We start from the raw sequence: 19,055 nt of genomic DNA, 5'->3' as shown, positions 1-19,055 counted from the left end.
AAGGGGCGCCTTTTTCATATACTAGACCAATCGATTGTCTCTTTCTCACCTGTTAGTCGAAAGATGAAGTAGTTAACTGCATGAAAACTACTTGAAAATATCGCCGCATCAAAATTCGCTCCACGTTCGGTGGTGTACACCACGAAAAAATCGCTTTCTTCTTTCATAACTAGCTCCCCAAGGCCAGCTGCGATTTCTGCGCCGAGAGCGTATTCATTCCGGCTGATTCCCTTTGTATCAAGAAAATGCCGAATTATTTTAAATAATGTTTCAATCTTTGAAGTGTCTGTATGAGGTTTTTCAAAGTCGAATCCTGGTAAATCAATAATCATTAAATTCTCCTCAGACATCCTGATGCAATTAATTGCTCTACCGATTTTTCTGACTTATATTGAGTGTTCATCCCAACCTCATCAAACCATGGTGTCGCAGGGCCAGATTCTACAGAAATTGAGTTCATTACTTCATATTTATAATATGGAGCCAGTTTATCGGTTCCTGGTGGTAATGCGCGTCCTTCATACGAGGCGGCATCTGGCGAGAGAAAACGACCGCGTTCCCCGCCGAAACGATCAAGCTTAGTACCTGCTGCCAATGTTTCCTTCGTTCGTGCTCCATGAAATCCATCATTTGGCGGATACCACCAATCACCATTGGTTAGTTTCCAACCGGCTGCTTTCGCGTCGATCCGCTCTACTGCACATGGATCATTTTTTGGCGCAGAACGAGTAGATATTTTTCTCTGTGAAGACTTGGCGGAAAGCCCGATTGGATCTAGCCAGCCTATGGGGTTCGGAGTATATGCATAACTATTAAAGCCGCCAAGCAGACCAATCGGATCCTGCGTGAGGTAGCGTGCGAGATCGGGATCGTAGTAGCGATGCCGGTTATAGTGCAGCCCAGTTTCCGTATCTTCGTACTGCCCCTGAAACCGAATCGGATTGCGCACCCCAGCCCTGCGCGCCGCCTCACTGATCGCGTCCTTCGCTTCCCCCCACGCCTTGTACTGTGCCGACCACGCAACCTTGCCATCGCAATCAGTTAACTCCTGCGGCGTGCCCAGATGATCGCATTGATAGAAAGCGATCTCATCCTTAACGAAAGGCTCGGCTTCCTGCTCAAATTCCCCGTTCCATAACGGATCGAGTACGACATCATACTTGCCGTAACTTCCCGCCATCAGCGCTTTGACATCGGTCGTCGGCGCCAGCGATAGCGCCCGGCTCCGGGTCGCCTGCACAAGCGGCACGAAGCTGTCGCGCTCGTACACATAGTGCACCATCCGTTCCCCCCCAGGGCCCTGATGCACGCTACTTTCCAGCGCCAGCGTATCGCCATCCCAGCAGAACATAGTCCTGGCCGTCTCCCTGAGGGCAATGCCTTCCTGCGCCTGACTGTGCTTGGCAATACGCCGCCCCAACGGATCGTAGGCAAAGGTGGTCACCCCGTGCAAGTTCGTAGCGCGTGACATCCGATTGAACGCATCCCATGCATATTCGGCCCGCTTGCCGTTCTGTATTCGTTCCACAAGATTGCCGCGCTCGTCGTAGCGGTATTTAACACCCGCATATTCTCTGAGCAAGTTGTCCAGCAGCTTCGGCAGCGGAACGCGGCGGGAAATGGGGCCCTGCTGCGCGGTATCGGCGGCTTGGATGTTGCCCGCCGGGTCGAAAGCGAAAGTTTCATAGCCCATCACACTGTTCGCCGCCAGCAGTCGCCCGACCGGATCGTAGCGGTATGCGATGTGGCCGCGCCGGTTGTCTTCGACGCTGCTCAGTTGGCCGGATAAGTCGTAGCGATAGCGTCGCACGATCGCCGCTTGCATGCCGGCCTGGACGTCGGGGTTGTACGGATCAGGATAAAAATGCCAGTCCTTCCGGCTGACCTGCGCAATGGCGCCAAGCTGCTGTTCGATCAGGCGGCCCGCCGGGTCGTATTTCATCGTTTGCTGCAGGCCGTTGGACTGCGTGCGGCTTGTTTCCTGGTACAGCGCGTCGCGCTCAAAGGAGACCAGCTCTTGCCCGTCGAGCAGCAGGCCGTGCGTGTGGCCGGCGCCGTAGGTCAGCCAGTCGATGCGGTGGCCGTCGGGGCGGGTTGTGCCAATGCGCTGGTTGAGTGCGTCATGGTGGTGATGCCAGACCGCGGTGCGCTTGTCGGGATGGAACGGGCCCTGGTAGTGCTGGTGCTCGCGCACGAGGTTGCCAGCGAGATCGTAGAACCATTGCAGCCGGGCGTGTTCGTTCTGCGCTTCGGCCAGCTGGCCGTTGGCGTTGTAGGCGAAGGTTTCGGTTTGCTCAGGTTGGCCGGCAGCTGCGGCCCGGCGTTGCACGAGCCGGCCCATGGCGTCGAAATCGAGCGATGTCGTCACGCCGCCGTCGATGGTTTGCGCCAATACGCCGCTGGCGCCGTCGTAGCGGTAGTCGGTGGCTTTGCCGTCGAAACCCTGCTCATGCAACAGGCGGCCGACGGGGTCGTACCGGAAACGGTAGACGCTGCCGTTTTCGTTCTCCAGCGCGGTCAGGCGCCCGAGCTTATTCCATCCGTACTGCAGGCTATGTCCGAGGGCGTCGGTCCGCTTGGCGATCAGTCCGGCTTCGGTGTAGCGGTAGGCTGTGGTGCGCCCGAGCGGGTCGGTGTGCGCGAGCAGCCGGCCTTCGGCGTCGTGGCGCAGCTGCTCCTGGCTGCCGTCGGGATGGATGACAGCCTCGAGCTGCCCGGGATGGTTGCCACTCTCGCTGCCGTCGCTGTGCGCGTACGCGAGCGTGTCGGCATTTACTGGCGTGTAGCGGTAGCGGGTGACGTTGCCAGCGGCGTCGATGGAGCTGACCAAGCGCTTGCGCTCGTCGTATTCCCATCTGCTGCTGTGCCCGGAGCAATCAAGGTAGCCGGCGAGCTCGCCGTCCGGTGTGTAGGTGAGCTTCGAGACGCCACCCTTGGCATCAACGACTTCGACGGGCCGGCCGGTCTTGTCGTACGCATACTGGGTCTTGTTGCCGAGCGGGTCTGTCTCTTCAACCATGTGGCCCTGAACGTTGTAATCGCGCCGCCACGTGCCGCCTTCGCCGTCGCGGATGCCGGTAATGCGGTGCTGGCGGTCGTACTCGAAGTGGACCTGGCTGCCATCGGCGCGCGTGTGGGTGAGCAGGTTGCCGTGGTCGTCATATCGGTAATGCTCGCTGCTGCCGTCGGCGTCGATGTGGCGCACGACGTTCTTGGCATCGTCGCGGTAAAACCATTCCTCGAGCCCGTCCGGCTGCACGACGCGGTAGGTGTAGCCGGCAATGTCGTAGTAGTAGCGGGTCTCGTGGCCAAGTGCGTCAGTCACGTAGGTCAGGCGGATGTTCTTGTCCCACTCGAGCCTGGTGTCGAAGCTGCCATCGTCAGCCCACTCGCGGATCGCCCTGGCCTTGGCGCCGCTGTCGATGCTGGTGTCGTACGCGAGGTTCATACCGCGCCCGGTGCGATCGGTATAGCGGGTGACGAGATGGCGGTCGTACTGATAGCGCCAGACGGCGCCGTTTTCGTCCTGGGCACGGGTCAGGTCGCCGTGCTCGTCGATGTCGTAGGCAGCGAGCTGCCTCACCACCTTGCCGTTCCCGATTTCCCAGAGCGCGCGAATACAGCCGCTGTTGGCGTCGATCTGGGTGCCGGCATGGGCGACGATGTTTTCCCCCTGCTTGCTGATGATGTCACTGAGTACTTCTTCGCCAGCGTGCGGGCCAGTGGCAACGACGTGGTCGTAGCGCAGGCCGATGGCGGCGCCGTCGCTGGCATGCAGCGCGACCAGCCGGAAGTGCTCCTTGCCCATCTCGGCAGCCTTGGTGCGCGGCGTGTCGACCAGCTCATAGGTTTCGCGCCACGCACTGGCTTCGTACTCGGGCAGCGGCTTGCCGAAGTCGAGTGTCAGCAGGGTGGCGCTCATTCGGATCAGCGTGATTTGCTCAACCGGATCGTGGTGCCGCTGGCCAACGTTGAGGAACGGGTAGTGGTGGCTGCGGCCATCGGCGGCGTGATAGAGCAGGGCGGCTGGTTTGCCCTGCTTGATGACGTCGACGCGGATGCTGTACGGCGTGAGCCAGCGGGCGCCGAGATTGCCCCGGTCATAGGCATTGAGCTGGCTGCGGTACGTGCGGCTCCACGCGATCGGGAGCGGCGCTTCCAGTACGAAGTCGGTATGGGTGAAGGTCTCGGCGCCGGTGGCAAAGCTGATCGAGTGCGCGGTGCCGCCTTTTGCCGGGCACAGCTTGCAGGCATTGGCATCGCCTTTGGCCGGGCGCTGCCTGCCGGTGGCGCCCAGTTCGTGGCCGGGATTGTCCTTCTTGTGGCTCACGCCCTTGCTTGAAGGGACCAGCGCTGGATACCGCTTCTTGTGCTTTCTGACCGCGTCGCGCAGCCGCATCAGTATCCACCGTATGCTCATCGGCGCCTGTTCGTCGGCCAGGGCCGCGAGCTTGCCACGAAACGCCGGCTTGAAGTCGGTCAGGTGGGTGATGATGCCGGTCACGCTGTCTACCGCGCTGCGCGGCAGGTGGCTGGCCGCTGCGGCGGCAGCGTAGTTCGCGCCCGTCTTGTATTGCCGGGCGAGGGCGCCGAGCATGCGGCGCCATGTGCTTTTTACCTTGGGGTCGTGCAGCTTGTCCTCGACGTCGACCGTGGCGCCCACAGCGAACAGCGGTTCCGTGCCGATGCAGCGCTGAAGGACCTTGATCAGCTCGTCGGCAAACCCTTCTGCGACGTCGGCACCGTCATCCAGGATGCCGGCCAGCTTGCCCATCGCACCGTCGATAAACGTGTCGATCTCGCCGGCCAGCGTCGCGTTGAGGTGTACGACCAGCACCTCGATCAGCGCGCTGCCCACATCCTTGACGCCCGACGCCAGTTTTTGCCGGGTCAGGTGTAGCGCCGGCCGCAGGCTCATGCGCGCCGCGCTCATCGCCGGCGCCACGCCGATCAGGTTGATGCCCAGGCTCACCCATTGCAGGAAATCGGTTTCCTTCTTTTTGATGGTGTTCTGGACGATCCCGACGATGTCCATGACGGCATCGATCAGCGCCATGATGTTGCCGAGCACCGGCAGGCTGCCGGCCACGGTGGCCAGGCGTTCCAGCGTCACATAGCCGCCGCTGATCTCGCGCAGCCATTTGTCGAAGTCAGCAGCGGCGGCGCCGACGTCTTGCTGGTCGATGGTGTTGAGCGGCGCCACCGCGACTTCCGGCGCGCGTTCGATGGGCTTGGACGAGGCTTGCGCGGGTTCGGTCATGGTGGCTTTTCAAGGGATGGATGTTTGCCGGAGCTGGCCCGCAACATGGGCCATGGCTGCCTGGCCGAGCGGCGTCAGAAATCCTCGTGCACCGCCTTCCTTGAGTGACTGCGCCGCATTTGTCGCTTGTTCCGCCACTTGCGCAATCGCCGCCAGCTTGCCGGCCGCGCCGTCCGGACTGCCCGAGGCCGCGTCAAAGCCAGGCTCTGGCAGCGCCACGGTCGGCCACGCGGTTGCTTGCCCAAAGTAGCTGCCGTCGTCCCACGGATCGCGCGGGTCCTTGCCATAACTGACCGTGGCCATGCCCATTGGCAGGCCGGCCACGTTGGCAAAGCCGTCGCCATCGAGCGTGCCCTGGTGAATGCAACCGTCGGCATCGACGACGGTGTAGTCGCCTTGCCGTATACCTTGCTTCTTGCTGCCGGCTGAATTCACATACTGGTGAAACAGGTCGAGCTTCCCTGGTGCGAGCTGCACGGTCTGTGGCAATGCCGGTGTGCCTTCGCTCTTGCCGGGTTCAATGTTGTGCTTCGCTGCGTGCTGGCGCCAGGTGCCGGCCGTGCCATGGACGATCCCCGCTGCGTTCCAGCGGCTGAAGCTGGTACCGCCGTTGATCACCACTTCTTCCTTGGCCGTGATCGTGATCCGGTTGGCGGTGTGGGTGATGTTGAGCTTGGCCAGGATGTTGATGCTGTCCTTCAGCGCGGTGATATCGATGTCGGCGCCCGCCGCCACCAGCTTCATGCCGGCCTTGCAAGCAAACATGCGCACCGCGTCCCTGACGCTCACGAGAAAACTCTTGCCTGCGCTCAGGCTGGCATGGCCGCCACTGGTGAGGGCGGTGTGCTCCACGCTCATCACGTGGGTGGAACCCTGCGTGCTCGTTTCAATACCGGCGGGGCTTGCCAGGGTGAGGTGGGGCGCCTGGAATTCGGGGAATTCACCTTGCTCGGGCTGGCCGCCCTGGCCGCCTTGGCCGTTAATGGCATCGACCTGCGCCAGCAGTGCGGCGGCAACCTGATCCTGGTCGCCCGGCTGATGCGCCTGCGCCTGTTGCGCGGCCTGCGACAGGCTGTCGTGCAATTGCTGGCCCTGCGCCATGCGCGCCAGCGTCTCGGCCATGTCGGTGATATGGGCGCGGGCGTTCGGCCGTGCTTCGGTGCTGATCAACAGGCCCTGCTGTGCGCGCACCGCACCAATGCCGTCGGTGCGCAGCTCGAAGCCCTGGCCGCGCGCGTCCTTGCGGCCGGCGTTGTCGTCGATGCGTTTGATATGGCCCAGGCTGATCTGGCTGGCGAGGTGGTCGCTCTTGAGCTGGGCCTGGATCTGGCCCTGTGTGTCGTCCAGCACCAGATGGTTGCTGCGGCCGCCCGGCGTGTTGCCACCGTTGGCAGTCAACTCGCGGCTTCTGAGTCCCATCAGCGCCCGCTGTTCGGGCAGCTTCCACGGCGGCATATAGCTCTGGTTGTACACCGAGCCGGTCACGATCGGATGGTCGGGATTACCGTCGAGCCATTGCACGATCACTTCCGAGCCGACCCGCGGATGGCTGGCCAAGCCCTTCTCGCCACCGGCCCAGTTACTGCTGACGCGTACCCAGCAGCTACTGCTTTCGTCCCGGTCCCAGTGAAACCTGACCTGGATTCGGCCGTACTGGTCCACGTTCAGGCTGCTCTGGCCTTCCGGGCCGACCACGATGGCTGTCTGCAGGGCCAGCAGCCTGGTCGGCGTGCTGTTGAAGCCGCGCCCGGGCCGCCACGGCACGGCCTTGTTCTGGCAGAGCAGACGGTTCTTGTATTCGGCCAGCGCACCTTTACCTTGCAAGTAGTTGTTGCTCGCTTCGTGATACACTTCCAGGATCAGGAATTCGCTGTCTTCGCTTTCGCTGAAATGGCCGAGCAGCTTGAACCACCTGCCTGCGGCGACGTGCCGGTTGTTGCCTTGTGCCTCATACAGCTGGCCACGGGCTTCGATTTCCTCCATGCGCAAGCGCGACAGCCGGGAGGCGCCCGCCTGGTGCTGGAATCCGTAATGCCCCTCGTAGCTGTGCACGTCCAGCTTCGGGATATCGCCCTGCCCGTTGATGGTGACGGTATTGGCATGAACCGGGTGCGGATGCTTGAAGTCGAAGCCGCTCACTGTCGCTTGTCCGGATGCCCATTGGCGTCGTGCACTCCAGGCGCCGAAAGCGTCTTCTTCGACGGCGCCACCGGCGCCATGAAAGCGAATGCCGGGTGACGGTCCGTCGATCGGCTCTGCGGTGCACGTGTTGTCGCAGACCTGCAGCAGGTGACCTTCGGCGGTATGCTCGTACCAATAGCTGTAGCCAGCCGCTTCCCAGCGCCGGCACAGGTAGTTGTGATCGGTCTCGTCCCATTGCGTGGCCATTGTGAACTGCGGCTGTTCGCCGGCGATTTTCCACTCGTATTCGGGCAGGGCGCCGTAGCCGGCGAAGATCGTCTCAGCCTGCGCGCGCACGGTTTGCGCATGGAACAGCCGGTTGTTGCGGCGCAGGCGCGTGTACGCCAGCCATGGCATGAGTACGGCTTCGTAGAACGCCACGCCGCCATCCGTCCTGACCAGCTTGAACGAAGTCACATAACCGGTGAACGGTCGCAGGCTGCCGTCAGCCTGCACGAGCGATATGCACAGCAACTTGCCGTGCATTGCCTCGAGTTCGATCCTGGCATCGTCGCTCAGCAGCTCCGCTGTGTACGCGAAGTCGCGCGACAGGTATTCCGTGCCGACGAAGTGATTCACCATCAGCGTGGCTGGCGGGCCGTCGTTTCCAGGAAACGCCATGCGCAGCAGACGGGTGTGTTGGTGGGCTTCCAGCAGTGCTTGCAGGTCAGTCATCGTTTGCTCGTCTGTTGAGCTGAAAACTTCTTGACTGTAGATAGTGGCCTGCAGTGAGCTACTGACGAAACGCAAGCCCATGCCGAACCCTGGCGGCCGCGTTGTAAAGATGCGTGCGCAAACCAACAACAAAAAAGGCGTCACGATTTCTCGTAACGCCTTCATTGCGACAACAAATTTTGGTAGGCCGTGCGGGATTCGAACCTGCGACCAACGGATTAAAAGTCCGCTGCTCTACCAGCTGAGCTAACGACCCAAAGAGGCAGCATTATAGCGGGCGATCCGGCATCGCGCTAGGTCTCACGCATAAAATTTCTGCGCAGAACCGCTTCACGACAACGCCGACGTCACCTTCAGCACCTCATCCGCCGTCGTGACGCCTTCCACCACCTTCATCGCGCCGGCAATCCGCAACGGCTTCATGCCATCGAGCACACTCTGCTTGCGCAGCGCCACCATGTCGCCCGATTCCCGCATCAGTTTGCCAAACCCTTCGCTCACGGTCAGCAGCTCATAAATGCCGGTGCGTCCCCGGTACCCGGTCTGCCGGCATTCCGGACACCCGATTGGCCGATACACCACAGAAGGCTTGGGAATCTTCCACGCGCCGCCGACGCTCTCCCACACCTCGTCACTCAATTCGCCGCCCGGCGCCTTGCAGGCAGGGCAGAGCGTGCGCACCAGGCGCTGTGCCATCACGCCGATCAAGGTGGCTTCCAACAGATAATCGGGCACGCCCAGTTCGATCAGGCGCATCACTGCCGATGGCGCATCGTTCGTGTGCAGCGTCGAAAACACCAGGTGACCCGTCAGCGCCGCCTGGATCGCCATCTCGGCTGTTGGCAGATCGCGAATCTCGCCAACCATGATGATGTCCGGATCCTGACGCATCAGCGAGCGCACGCCATCGGCAAAGGATAAATCGATTCCCGGCTGCACCTGCATCTGATTGAATGCCGGTTCGACCATCTCGATCGGGTCTTCCACCGTGCAGACATTGACTTCGCTCGTCGCCAGCGCCTTGAGTGTTGTATACAGCGTGGTCGTCTTGCCCGAGCCGGTCGGCCCGGTCACGAGAATGATTCCGTGTGGGCGCTTGGTCAAATGATCCCAGCGCTGCGCATCGTCATCGGGAAAGCCCAGTTCAGGCAGCGTCTTGACCACCACTTCGGGATCGAAAATACGCATCACGAGCTTTTCGCCGAATGCAGTCGGCATCGTCGACAGACGCAATTCGACTTCCTGGCCGCCGGCGGTACGGGTCTTGATGCGGCCATCTTGCGGGCGGCGTTTTTCAATCACGTCCATCCGCCCCAGCAATTTGATCCGCGCAGTCATCGCGATCATCACCACCGCCGGCACCTGATACACCTGGTGCAGCACGCCGTCGATGCGGAACCGGACGACGGCGAATTCACGCTTGGGCTCCAGGTGAATATCCGAGGCGCGTTGCTCGAACGCGTAACCCCACAGCCAGTCGACGATATTGACGATGTGCTGGTCGTTGGCGTCGAACTGTTTGTTCGCCTTGCCCATTTCGACCAGTTGCTCGAAGTTGTTACGCATCGCGACGTCTTGCCCGCTGCTGCGGTTGGCGTCGCGGATCGACTTGGCCAGCGCGAAGAATTGCGAGATGTACTGGGCGATATCGAGCGGATTGGCCAGCACCAGTTCAATGCGGCGCCGCGCCACTTTCGCGATCTCGGTTTCCCATTCGGTCAGGGCCGGATCGGCCGTGGCCACCACGAGCGTGGTCGCCGTCATTTCCACCGGCAGGATATTAAAGCGCGCCGCATAACCGGCCGACATCACGTCGGCCACTTTCGTGAAATCGATTTTCAGCGGGTCGATGCGGATGAACGGCAGGCCGACCTTGGCCGCGCACCATTCCGTCAGCACGTCGAGCGTGAGCAGGCGGTTTGGCGGCAGTTCGGAGATCAGCTTGCATTGCGCCACCGCGGTGAGCGGGTGCATCGAGCCGGGCGCATTCTTGAGGATGCCCTGGGCCTGGGCGAATTGGGCCTTGACGTTGTCTTTTGTGACGATCCCGTCGGCCAGCAGCCACGAGAAAATCGATTGCAGATCGAGCTTGCGCAGGCTGGCTGGTTTTTGCGGGATGGCGTTCACGGTGGCCCTTGGGTAATCAATCGGTGGCGAACAATCCCTTGACCCAGGAAGTGGCGGGCAGCTTGGTCTGTGCAACGATCTGCGCCGCGCGTTTCATCAACGCATCCTGGTCGAGTGTCGGCCGGGTCTTGAAGCACAGCGCGACCACATTACCATCGTGCACCTCGGGCAGGCACAGCACATGGCCGAAGGCGAACTTCATCGCCTTGATATTCTTGGCAAAACTCGGATGGTCGCCGAACAAGTTGACGGTCATGATGCCCTCGTCGGTGAGGCAATTGGCGCAGGCGACATAAAACTCGGGCGTGTCGAGCACGGGGCCGCGTGCGGTGGCGTCGTACAGGTCGCACTGCAGCACGTCGAACGCGCCGTGGTGGTCCGGGTCTTCGACGAAGTCCAGGGCGTCCATCTCGAGTACGGTCAAGCGCTCGTCGAGGCCTGGCAGCTTGAACATCGAATTGCAGATGGCGATCACCGACGGGTTCAGCTCGATGGCGGTAACAGTCGCCTCGGGAAATTGCCGATAGCAGAATTTGGTCAGTGTGGCCGTGCCCAGGCCCAGTTGGACGATGGCGCGCGGCGCCTCGATGAACAGCATCCAGGCCATCATCTGCTGCGCGTATTCGAGTTCTGGCCAGTCGGGCTTGCGGATGCGCATGGCGCCCTGGACCCATTCGGTGCCGAAGTGCAGGTAGCGCACGCCTTCCTGTTCAGACAGTGTGACAGGCGCGTACTTGGGCTTGCGGGAAGGGCGGCGCGACGATTCGGCCTGTTCGATGGATTTGCGTTTGATGAGCATAAGACTGCCTGATGGAATCGCCCTATTATCGGCGGTTGCGTTCCCGCAGCGCAAGCTCGGAGCTTTAACACGACCCCGCATACGACAACGCGGCCACCGGGGCCGCGTTGTCGTTGTCGTTCTCGTCGTCGTTCTTGAATGACGAACCTTAGCGCTGGTATTGGCTGTAGGCCTGGCCGTCGTCGTAGCTGTCCAGCGGCTGGACCGACACGCGCAGGCGCACGCGGTTGCCCGGGTCGTTGCGCATCAGCGACGTGTAATTCTGGCCGCGGTATTCGTACGTGACGTTGTAGCCGGCGGTGCGCGATTCGACCGCTTCCACGGTGCGGCATTGCTGCACAGCCTGTTCTTGCACGCTGCTGCCCTGGCGGCCATTGTTCTGGACCCGGTCGCCGACCATGGCGCCGGCGATGGCGCCGGCGGCCGAGGCAGCCACTTTACCGTTGCCGCTGCCGATCTGGCTGCCGAGCAGGGCGCCGGCGATACCGCCGACGATCGTGCCGCCGGCATTGCGTTCTTGCTGCACCGGCACTTGCACATACTCGGTGCGGCACTCCTGGCGCGGGGTGCGCACTTGCTCGACGCGCGGCTCGACGCGCACCACCCGGCCGAAATCTTCGAAGTCGGCAGCCTGTGCCAGCGGCAGGGTGGCCACACCCAGGGCTGCGATGATCAGTTTGGCTTGGAATGTCATGATGGTCCTCGTTCAGTGGTGCAACGTTAGTTAAGACAATAAATACGGAAATCGTTCAAGCCTTGATAGTACGCCGATCGCAAAAACGCATCGAATCCCCGTGGCAACAAAATGTAACAGCGGATTGCCGGGCCCGCGAGGCGCGCCAGAATGAGGCAGGCCCGATTCGTCCTGGTTTTGCGTTAGTCGTGCTCGTACCGATTCTTACAAATGACTATTCGCAATGCACATTTGGGTTGCTTCCAATACCACAAAACGTTACCCTTACACCAATCATGGACTTATTGGCGTATAGCAACGACAGCGAGGTAAGCGGCAGCAGCGCCCCGTGGCGCCGCGACGGGTTGCGCCATGGCGCGTTATTGACAGGTCAACTTGAGGAAAAAATGAGTTTGTTGATGAGAGTGGCGCCGAATATTGTGCAAGCGATCCGCGCGTTTAACGTTGGTGATCTGCAACAGGAGGCCGGACAACTCGGGCATCATTTTCTGTACGCACATTGCGCCAATACGCTCACCAAACAACAAGTCTGCGCCCGCATCGGCGAGCAATTTTATTTCCCAAAACCGTGCAGCAAGAACTTCGACGCGCTGCGCAAGTGTTTGACTGAAACCATCCACGAAGCTGGCCCGCAACCGGGCTTTATCGTGGTGCTGGAGCAGCTGCCAAGCGCCCAGAAATTCGACAAGGAAGCGCGCGAAAACCTGCTGGACGTGTTTCGCGATGCGGCCGAATTCTGGGCCGAAAAGAAGGTGCCGTTCCGCGTGTTCTACTCGTTCGCGACGGTGCCGCCGACCGCCTGAGCGGGTATCAAGCGCTGCCCGAAGGCTGCGGTTGGCAGCCGGCGTTACGGTACAATGCCGGCTATGAAAAATATCGTGATCCTGATTTCGGGCCGCGGAAGCAATATGGAAGCGATCGTACGAGCGCTTGACGCCGAAGCCTGGCCAGCCCGTATCGCCGCAGTCATCAGCAACAAACCGGACGCCGGCGGCCTGGCGTTTGCGCAGGCGCGTGGCATTCCCACTGCGGTGGTGCCAAGCAAGACGTTCGCCACCCGCGCCGAATTCGACGCCAAGCTGCAAGAAACCATCGACGTCTTCCAGCCCGACCTGGTCGTGCTGGCCGGTTTCATGCGCATCCTCACCGCGCCGTTCGTCGAGCATTACGCGGGCCGGATGCTCAATATTCACCCGTCGCTGCTGCCGCTGTTCCCGGGGCTGCACACGCACCAGCAGGCGCTCGATGCCGGTTGTACCGAGCATGGCGCCACGGTCCACTTCGTCACTGCCGAACTGGATCACGGCCCGGCCGTGGTGCAGGCATGCATCCCGGTGCTGCCCGGCGACACCGAAGCCACGCTCGCTACCCGCCTGCTGGTTGAAGAACACAAGATCTATCCGCGCGCGGTGCGCCTGTTCGTCGAAGACCGTCTGGTCGTCGAGGACGGCGCGGTGCGCATCGTCGAGCCCAGCTTCGACACCCTCAGTATTTAAAACGCATTGTTTTAAGCACGCAGTTTACAACCCAAGGATTTACATGAGATTGCCTCCAGCGATCGTCGCCAAGACCGAAGAAGTCTTGCGCGAGATTCTCCGTTTCAGTTCGCCAGCCGACGTCACCCTGTCGCGTTTCTTCAAAGACAACCCGCGTTTTGGCGGCCGTGAGCGTGGCGTGATTGCCGAAGCCGTGTATTCGGTGCTGCGCAATAAATCGTTCTTCACCGATTTCGCCGGTCATGGCAGCACGCCATCGATGCGTCGCCTGGCGCTGCTGGGTCTGGCCGAAACGGCTGGCATCGATGCGATCGGTGGCCTGACCGAAGATGAAACCCACTTCCTGACCCGTATCAAGGAAGTCGATCGCACGCTGCTGCCAGGGCCGGTGCAAGCCAATCTGCCGCAATGGCTGTACGACAAGCTGGTGGCCCAGTTCGGCGAAACCGAGGCACTTGAACTGGCAGCGGTACTGAATACCCCGGCGCCGCTGGACCTGCGCGTCAATTCGATCAAGGCCGAGCGCGACGCCGTGATCGCCACGCTGCTTGAAGCGCCGATCGTGGCCGAGCCGATGCCGTATGCGCCGCTGGGCCTGCGCGTCAAGCAAAAGCCTGCGCTGCAGAATCTGCCGCTGTTCAAGGAAGGCGCCATCGAGGTGCAGGACGAGGGCAGCCAGGTGCTGTCGCAGATCGTCGGCGCGCGCCGCGGCGAGATGGTGGTCGATTTTTGCGCCGGCGCCGGCGGCAAGACGCTGGCACTGGGCGCGCTGATGCGCAATACCGGTCGCCTGTACGCATTCGACGTGTCCGAAAAGCGCCTCGCCAAGCTGAAACCGCGCATGGCGCGCAGCGGCTTGTCGAACGTGCATCCGGTGCTGATCGCGCACGAGCGCGATGCCAAGGTCAAACGTCTGGCCGGCAAGATCGACCGCGTGCTGGTCGACGCGCCGTGCTCGGGCCTGGGCACCTTGCGCCGCAATCCGGACGTCAAGTGGCGCCAGCAACCGGGCGCCATCGCCGAGATGCAAGAGAAGCAAGCCGCGATCCTGGACGGCGCCGCGCGCCTGGTCAAGAACGGTGGCCGCCTCGTGTACGCCACCTGCAGCTTGCTGAATGAAGAGAACGACGTCATCGTCGAAGGCTTCCTGGCAACGCATGCGGACTTCGAGCTGGTGCCGATGAGCCAGGTGCTGGCCGAGCAAAAGATTCCGCTCGACATGGACAAGTACCTGAAGCTCTTGCCTCACAAGCACCAGACCGACGGCTTCTTCGCCGCCGTTCTGCAACGCAAGGCGCTGGTCAAGGCCGCGCCGGTGAAGGCAGAGGCTGACGCCGACGCGACTGCAACCGACGAAGAATAAGGAACGCCGCAATGCCGTTGTCCGACCTCTGGAATGTCCTGATTGTCGACGTGCGCAACCCCGCCCTGTTGTGGCAGGCGCTTGCCATCGTCCTCTGTGCAGCGGCGGGCTGGGGGCTGGCGCGGCTGATCGGGCGTTCACTGCTCAAGGATCGCGCCGAACAGGGACGCATCATGCGTGTCGGACTGGGCGGCGTCGCCCGAGTTCTCGGACCCCTCCTGACTGTCGCGCTGCTGTCCCTGAGCAAGGTCATCCTCGAGCATTTCCAGACCGTGAACCTGCTGCGCGTGGCGCTGCCGCTGTTCGTGTCGCTGGCCGTCATCCGCACCTTCTTTTACCTGCTGCGCCGCGCCTTTGCACGCCGCGGCCAGGTGGGCGAGGCGCTGCAGACGTTCGAGCGGGTATTTGCCTTCACTGCGTGGATCATCGTCGCGCTGCACCTGACCGGCATCCTGCCGGACGTACTGCGCGCGCTCGAGACCACCATGCTGCCGGTCGGCGCCAAGAAGACCTCGCTGCTCGACTTGCTGCAGGGCGTGGTGTCGATCGTCGTGTTGATGATCCTGGCGCTGTGGGCCGGCGCCGCGCTCGAAGAGCGGCTGATGCATGTCGAGCGCATGCACACGTCGCTGCGGGTGGCGATGGCGCGCGTCGGTCGTGCTGCGTTGATCCTGGTCGCGGTGCTGTTCAGCCTATCGCTGGCGGGGCTTGACCTGACGGTATTGTCGGTGTTCGGCGGCGCGCTCGGTGTCGGCCTTGGCCTGGGCATGCAGCGCATTGCCAGTAACTACGTGTCCGGTTTCATCATCCTGTTCGAGCGCAGCCTGGCGATCGGCGACCCGATCACGCTGGATAAATACTCGGGCAAGGTCGCGCGCATCAACACGCGCTATACGGTGTTGCGTAGCGCCGACGGTACCCAGACGCTGCTGCCGAACGAAATGCTGATCACCGGCGTGGTGCTGAACCAGTCGGTGACCAACAAGAATGTGCGCGCCGTCACCAAGCTGGTCGTGTCGTACGACAGCGATCTGGCGGTCGTCATGCCGTTGCTTGAAGCGCAACCGAAAGGCGTTGCCCGCGTGCTGGAAACGCCGGCGCCGAACGTGCTGCTGACGGCCTTTGTCGCCGATGGCTACGAGCTGGAAGTCGGCTTCTTCCTGGGTGACCCGGAGAACGGGCAGGGCGGGCCGATCTCGGAAGTCAATCGCAAGATTTACGCGCTCGTGCATTCTGGCGCGATCAAGCTTGGCCATCCAGCGATGGACACGCGTTTGCTCGACGCGCACATCACGTCGATGATGGCGCGTACCCCGCAAGGTGCGCCAGACGCTACCGAAGGTGGCGTTAAACAGACTGGCGTGGATTTAGGCAAAATTTGAACACGTGTGCTGCCGTGCGGCAGTAGAACCACGTAAAATGCAAGGGTTATGCGTGCGTGGTCTTCCTGATCGCCATCATACGAGCCCTGCATTGGAGACTGAATGAATTTCTTTAACGACACTTTGCACGCTGTGCTGTCGTTCTTGTCGACCGGCCTGCTGGATTTTTCGGCATGGGAAGTCGTTCTGTACACGCTGGTGGTCACGCACATTACGATCATCAGCGTCACCGTGTACCTGCACCGCCATCAGGCGCACCGCGCGCTTGATCTGCACCCGATTCCAAGTCACTTCTTCCGCTTCTGGCTGTGGCTGACCACCGGTCAGGTCACCAAAGAATGGGCGTCGATTCACCGCAAGCACCACGCCAAGTGCGATACCGAAGAAGATCCGCACAGCCCGCAAACGCGCGGCATCCGCAAGGTGCTGTTCGAAGGCGCCGAGCTGTACCGCGCCGAGAGCAAGGTTCAGGAAACCATGGACAAGTATGGCCATGGCACCCCGGACGACTGGATCGAACGTCACGTGTACACCGGCCGCAGCATGATGGGTGTTGCGTCGCTTCTTGTGATCAATGTCGCGCTGTTCGGCGTGATCGGCTTGTCGGTGTGGGCGGTCCAGATGATGTGGATCCCGATCACCGCTGCCGGCATCATCAATGGCCTCGGCCACTGGTGGGGCTACCGCAATTTCGATTGCAGCGATGCCGCGACCAATATTTTCCCTTGGGGCATCCTGATCGGCGGCGAAGAGCTGCACAACAACCACCACACCTATGCCACGTCGGCCAAGCTGTCGAGCAAGTGGTATGAGTTCGACCTGGGCTGGATGTATATCCGCATGCTCGAGATGGTGGGTCTGGCCAAGGTCAAGAAGGTGGCGCCAAAGCCGAAGCTGGCCAAGGACAAGGCGCAGGCCGACTTCGATACGCTGCAATCGGTCATCGCCAATCGCTACGACGTGATGGCCAAGTATGCCAAGTCGGTGCGCCACGCGTTCCATGAAGAGTTCGAGCAGCGCAAGCACGCCAGCGGCCTGGAATCGCGCTTCCTGAAAAGCTCGCGCAAGCTGATGCAGCGCGAACCGGCCAAGCTCGAGCTGTCGCAAAAGCAGCAACTGGTCGAGCTGTTCCAGCACAGCAAGGCGCTCGAGACCATGCACAATATGCGCGTGGAACTGGGCGCGATCTGGGAACGTTCGCACCACACACGCGATCAGTTGCTGCATCAGTTGCAGGACTGGTGCAACCGCGCCGAGGCGTCGGGCATCAAGGCGCTGCAAGACTTCTCGCTGCGCCTGCGGACGTATGCCTGATCCGCACTAGCGGATTGAACAAGAACGGCTCCTTCGGGAGCCGTTTTGCATGGGGCATCCTCGCAAAGTCGTAGGGTCGGCGGGTCCAACCAGAGCCTGCATGACCAGAGGCCGCATCGAACCGAACGTTGGACGGCGTCGCCGAGGCCCACCCTACCTGCGCATTGTCGGCCAGGTCAAATACGTCAACGCCCGCCAGACCCACTCGACCGGCCCGTACCAAAATCGCGCCATCCACCAGTGGCTCAGCCCGATCTGCAACCCACACAAGCCTAGCGCAATACCCACCTGCGCCGTCCGTCCAATCCCCCACAACCCCATCCCGTGGGCATAAAACAACAGCGCAAACACGAGCGACTGCATCAGGTAATTGCTTAGGGCCATGCGCCCGAACGGCGCCAGCAGCCGGATCCGCGCCAGCGCGCCACGGCTGTGCAGCATCAGCATGACCGTGCCAACGTAGCCGAGCGCGGCCGGTAAACTGCCCAGCGACAGCAGGGCGTAGGCGAAATCGTAACCCTGGTCGTCAACGCCACTCGGACGCCCCGTCGCGATCAGGCTGCCAAGCAGGCCCAGCCCGACGCCCAGTGGAATGCCGACAACGGCCAGGCACCGGAACAATCTTTTATGCTCGGCCGCCCGTGCAATCACGCCCGCGCGCACGAACCAGACGCCGATCAGGAACACGCCCACCAGCAAGATCGCGAACCCGACCTCGTCGCGCAGGCGTTCATCCAGGTGAGAAAAGCGCATCGTCACGGCATCGACATAGCTGCCGTCCGTGAGCACGGCCCGTTCTTCTGCGCTGCGCGCAACCTGTTCGCGATAACGCAGCAGGCGGCCGGCGTCGGCATCCACTTGCTCACCATGTGCGCTGGTGCTGCTGGCGCTCGTCAACTGGCCGACATCGGTCGCGAAGTAGCGCACGCCGCTCTCCATCGCGATCAGGCAATAGGTGAGCAGCACGATCTGGGCGCCGATGCGCAGCGGCTTGCGCTCATCCGGCCCGCGCCAGCAGGCGAGCAAGCCCAGGCCGGTGAGGGTGGCGCCCACCGTGGCCAGCGTCAACGTGTCGTCGCTGTTGCCGCCCCATGCTGCGATCAGCGCCGCCAGCAGGATCGGTACGCCGACACCGATCATCACCAGCGAAAACAGCCATGCTTGCCGCGCGCGCAGATACAGTGCCACCAGCGACGCAAGAATGACTGGCGCGAGCGGCCAGCCCAGGAAGTCCAGGCCTGGGATCTGCGACAACACTGCGCAGGCAATGAAGGCGGTCACGAGCACACGTACCGGCGCCAGCAGGGCCAGCATCAGCGCGAGCGCGCCAACCGCGTAGCTGATCAGGATATCGCCGCTCCATAGCAGCGTGTGGTGCAGCAATCCGATCAACAGCAAGACGCCGACGCGGCGGCCATAGGTCGGCACGAACGGCCGCCCGGCCACCCGGGCGCGTTCGAGCATCAGCGCAAAGCCCATGCCGAACAGCAGCGAAAAGATCGTCCAGAACTTGCCGCTCACCAGGTACGCGACCAGGGCCGCCACGAGCCAGTCCAGGCCGTACAGGCCGGCCGGGATGCCTTGTCCGGATTCGACCACGGGGCGGTTGAAAAATTCGACGTTGGCGACGCAAATGCCGATCAGCGCAAAGCCGCGCAGGACATCGAGGGCGTCGAGTCGATCGCTGGTGGGAGAAAACGCGGGTAGGGACGGGCTTGTCATTGCGTCATGGTAACGCTTCACGGAGCCCGACCATAAAAAAGC

The 19,055-nt window shown here is 61.9% G+C and carries 12 protein-coding genes and 1 tRNA gene; 5 read left to right on the top strand and 8 right to left on the bottom strand.

The features are described 5' to 3' along the window. Positions 1-14: 14 nt before the first annotated feature. From AB2N08_RS09355 to AB2N08_RS09325, 7 genes are all read right to left on the bottom strand, one after another. Positions 15-332, bottom strand: a complete 318-nt coding sequence (locus AB2N08_RS09355; protein ID WP_367610364.1) for a hypothetical protein — start codon at positions 330-332, stop codon at positions 15-17. Then, positions 332-5,260 (bottom strand): RHS repeat-associated core domain-containing protein, encoded by a 4,929-nt coding sequence (locus AB2N08_RS09350; RefSeq protein WP_367610363.1) that lies wholly within the window; start codon positions 5,258-5,260, stop codon positions 332-334. Before AB2N08_RS09350 ends, AB2N08_RS09355 begins: the two co-directional genes overlap by 1 nt. Before the next feature lie 9 nt (positions 5,261-5,269). After that, positions 5,270-8,116: a type VI secretion system Vgr family protein gene (locus AB2N08_RS09345; protein ID WP_367610362.1), complete on the bottom strand. Its 2,847-nt coding sequence runs from the start codon at positions 8,114-8,116 to the stop codon at positions 5,270-5,272. Between the two features lie 180 nt (positions 8,117-8,296). Continuing rightward, positions 8,297-8,372 (bottom strand) — tRNA-Lys (locus tag AB2N08_RS09340). 74 nt (positions 8,373-8,446) lie between these two features. Then, complete coding sequence (locus tag AB2N08_RS09335) at positions 8,447-10,243, bottom strand: GspE/PulE family protein (RefSeq protein ID WP_367610361.1); 1,797 nt, start codon at positions 10,241-10,243, stop codon at positions 8,447-8,449. 16 nt (positions 10,244-10,259) lie between these two features. Then, a complete protein-coding gene (locus tag AB2N08_RS09330; RefSeq protein ID WP_367610360.1) occupies positions 10,260-11,042 on the bottom strand; it encodes a spermidine synthase in 783 nt (260 codons plus the stop codon). A 148-nt stretch (positions 11,043-11,190) separates the two neighbouring features. Continuing rightward, a complete protein-coding gene (locus AB2N08_RS09325) occupies positions 11,191-11,736 on the bottom strand; it encodes a glycine zipper 2TM domain-containing protein (RefSeq protein WP_367610359.1) in 546 nt (181 codons plus the stop codon). A 275-nt stretch (positions 11,737-12,011) separates the two neighbouring features. Here AB2N08_RS09325 and AB2N08_RS09320 point away from each other — a divergent pair, with 275 nt between their 5' ends. From AB2N08_RS09320 to AB2N08_RS09300, 5 genes are all read left to right on the top strand, one after another. After that, the gene (locus AB2N08_RS09320) at positions 12,012-12,539 is read left to right on the top strand and encodes a barstar family protein (RefSeq protein ID WP_367610358.1); all 528 of its coding nucleotides are present in this window, start codon (positions 12,012-12,014) and stop codon (positions 12,537-12,539) included. A 63-nt stretch (positions 12,540-12,602) separates the two neighbouring features. Then, positions 12,603-13,232 carry a phosphoribosylglycinamide formyltransferase gene (purN, locus tag AB2N08_RS09315; protein WP_367610357.1) on the top strand — a complete coding sequence of 210 codons (630 nt, stop codon included), beginning with the start codon at positions 12,603-12,605 and terminating at the stop codon, positions 13,230-13,232. 43 nt (positions 13,233-13,275) lie between these two features. Then, positions 13,276-14,595 carry an RsmB/NOP family class I SAM-dependent RNA methyltransferase gene (locus tag AB2N08_RS09310; protein ID WP_367610356.1) on the top strand — a complete coding sequence of 440 codons (1,320 nt, stop codon included), beginning with the start codon at positions 13,276-13,278 and terminating at the stop codon, positions 14,593-14,595. Between the two features lie 11 nt (positions 14,596-14,606). Next, complete coding sequence (locus AB2N08_RS09305; protein ID WP_367610355.1) at positions 14,607-15,977, top strand: mechanosensitive ion channel family protein; 1,371 nt, start codon at positions 14,607-14,609, stop codon at positions 15,975-15,977. A 102-nt stretch (positions 15,978-16,079) separates the two neighbouring features. Beyond that, positions 16,080-17,291: a DesA family fatty acid desaturase gene (locus AB2N08_RS09300; protein WP_367610354.1), complete on the top strand. Its 1,212-nt coding sequence runs from the start codon at positions 16,080-16,082 to the stop codon at positions 17,289-17,291. A 153-nt stretch (positions 17,292-17,444) separates the two neighbouring features. On the opposite strand, the gene AB2N08_RS09295 is transcribed toward AB2N08_RS09300, so the two are convergent. Beyond that, entirely contained in the window at positions 17,445-19,013 is a 1,569-nt protein-coding gene (locus AB2N08_RS09295) for a DUF418 domain-containing protein (RefSeq protein ID WP_367610353.1), read from the bottom strand. Positions 19,014-19,055: the final 42 nt, after the last annotated feature.

The sequence above is a fragment of the Massilia aurea genome, assembly GCF_040790145.1.
Taxonomy (GTDB): Bacteria; Pseudomonadota; Gammaproteobacteria; order Burkholderiales; family Burkholderiaceae_D; genus Telluria; species Telluria aurea_C.
Note: the sequence above shows the minus strand (reverse complement) of the source record. Positions and strands in the feature narration are given on the sequence as shown.

Excerpts from the sequence above, each read along its gene's own strand:
- AB2N08_RS09325 (WP_367610359.1), bottom strand. The coding sequence starts at position 11,736 with ATGACATTCCAAGCCAAACTGATCATCGCAGCCCTGGGTGTGGCCACC.
- purN (WP_367610357.1), top strand. The coding sequence starts at position 12,603 with ATGAAAAATATCGTGATCCTGATTTCGGGCCGCGGAAGCAATATGGAA.
- AB2N08_RS09355 (WP_367610364.1), bottom strand. The coding sequence starts at position 332 with ATGATTATTGATTTACCAGGATTCGACTTTGAAAAACCTCATACAGAC.
- AB2N08_RS09320 (WP_367610358.1), top strand. The coding sequence starts at position 12,012 with ATGGACTTATTGGCGTATAGCAACGACAGCGAGGTAAGCGGCAGCAGC.
- AB2N08_RS09310 (WP_367610356.1), top strand. The coding sequence starts at position 13,276 with ATGAGATTGCCTCCAGCGATCGTCGCCAAGACCGAAGAAGTCTTGCGC.
- AB2N08_RS09305 (WP_367610355.1), top strand. The coding sequence starts at position 14,607 with ATGCCGTTGTCCGACCTCTGGAATGTCCTGATTGTCGACGTGCGCAAC.
- AB2N08_RS09345 (WP_367610362.1), bottom strand. The coding sequence starts at position 8,116 with ATGACTGACCTGCAAGCACTGCTGGAAGCCCACCAACACACCCGTCTG.
- AB2N08_RS09330 (WP_367610360.1), bottom strand. The coding sequence starts at position 11,042 with ATGCTCATCAAACGCAAATCCATCGAACAGGCCGAATCGTCGCGCCGC.
- AB2N08_RS09350 (WP_367610363.1), bottom strand. The coding sequence starts at position 5,260 with ATGACCGAACCCGCGCAAGCCTCGTCCAAGCCCATCGAACGCGCGCCG.
- AB2N08_RS09300 (WP_367610354.1), top strand. The coding sequence starts at position 16,080 with ATGAATTTCTTTAACGACACTTTGCACGCTGTGCTGTCGTTCTTGTCG.
- AB2N08_RS09295 (WP_367610353.1), bottom strand. The coding sequence starts at position 19,013 with ATGACAAGCCCGTCCCTACCCGCGTTTTCTCCCACCAGCGATCGACTC.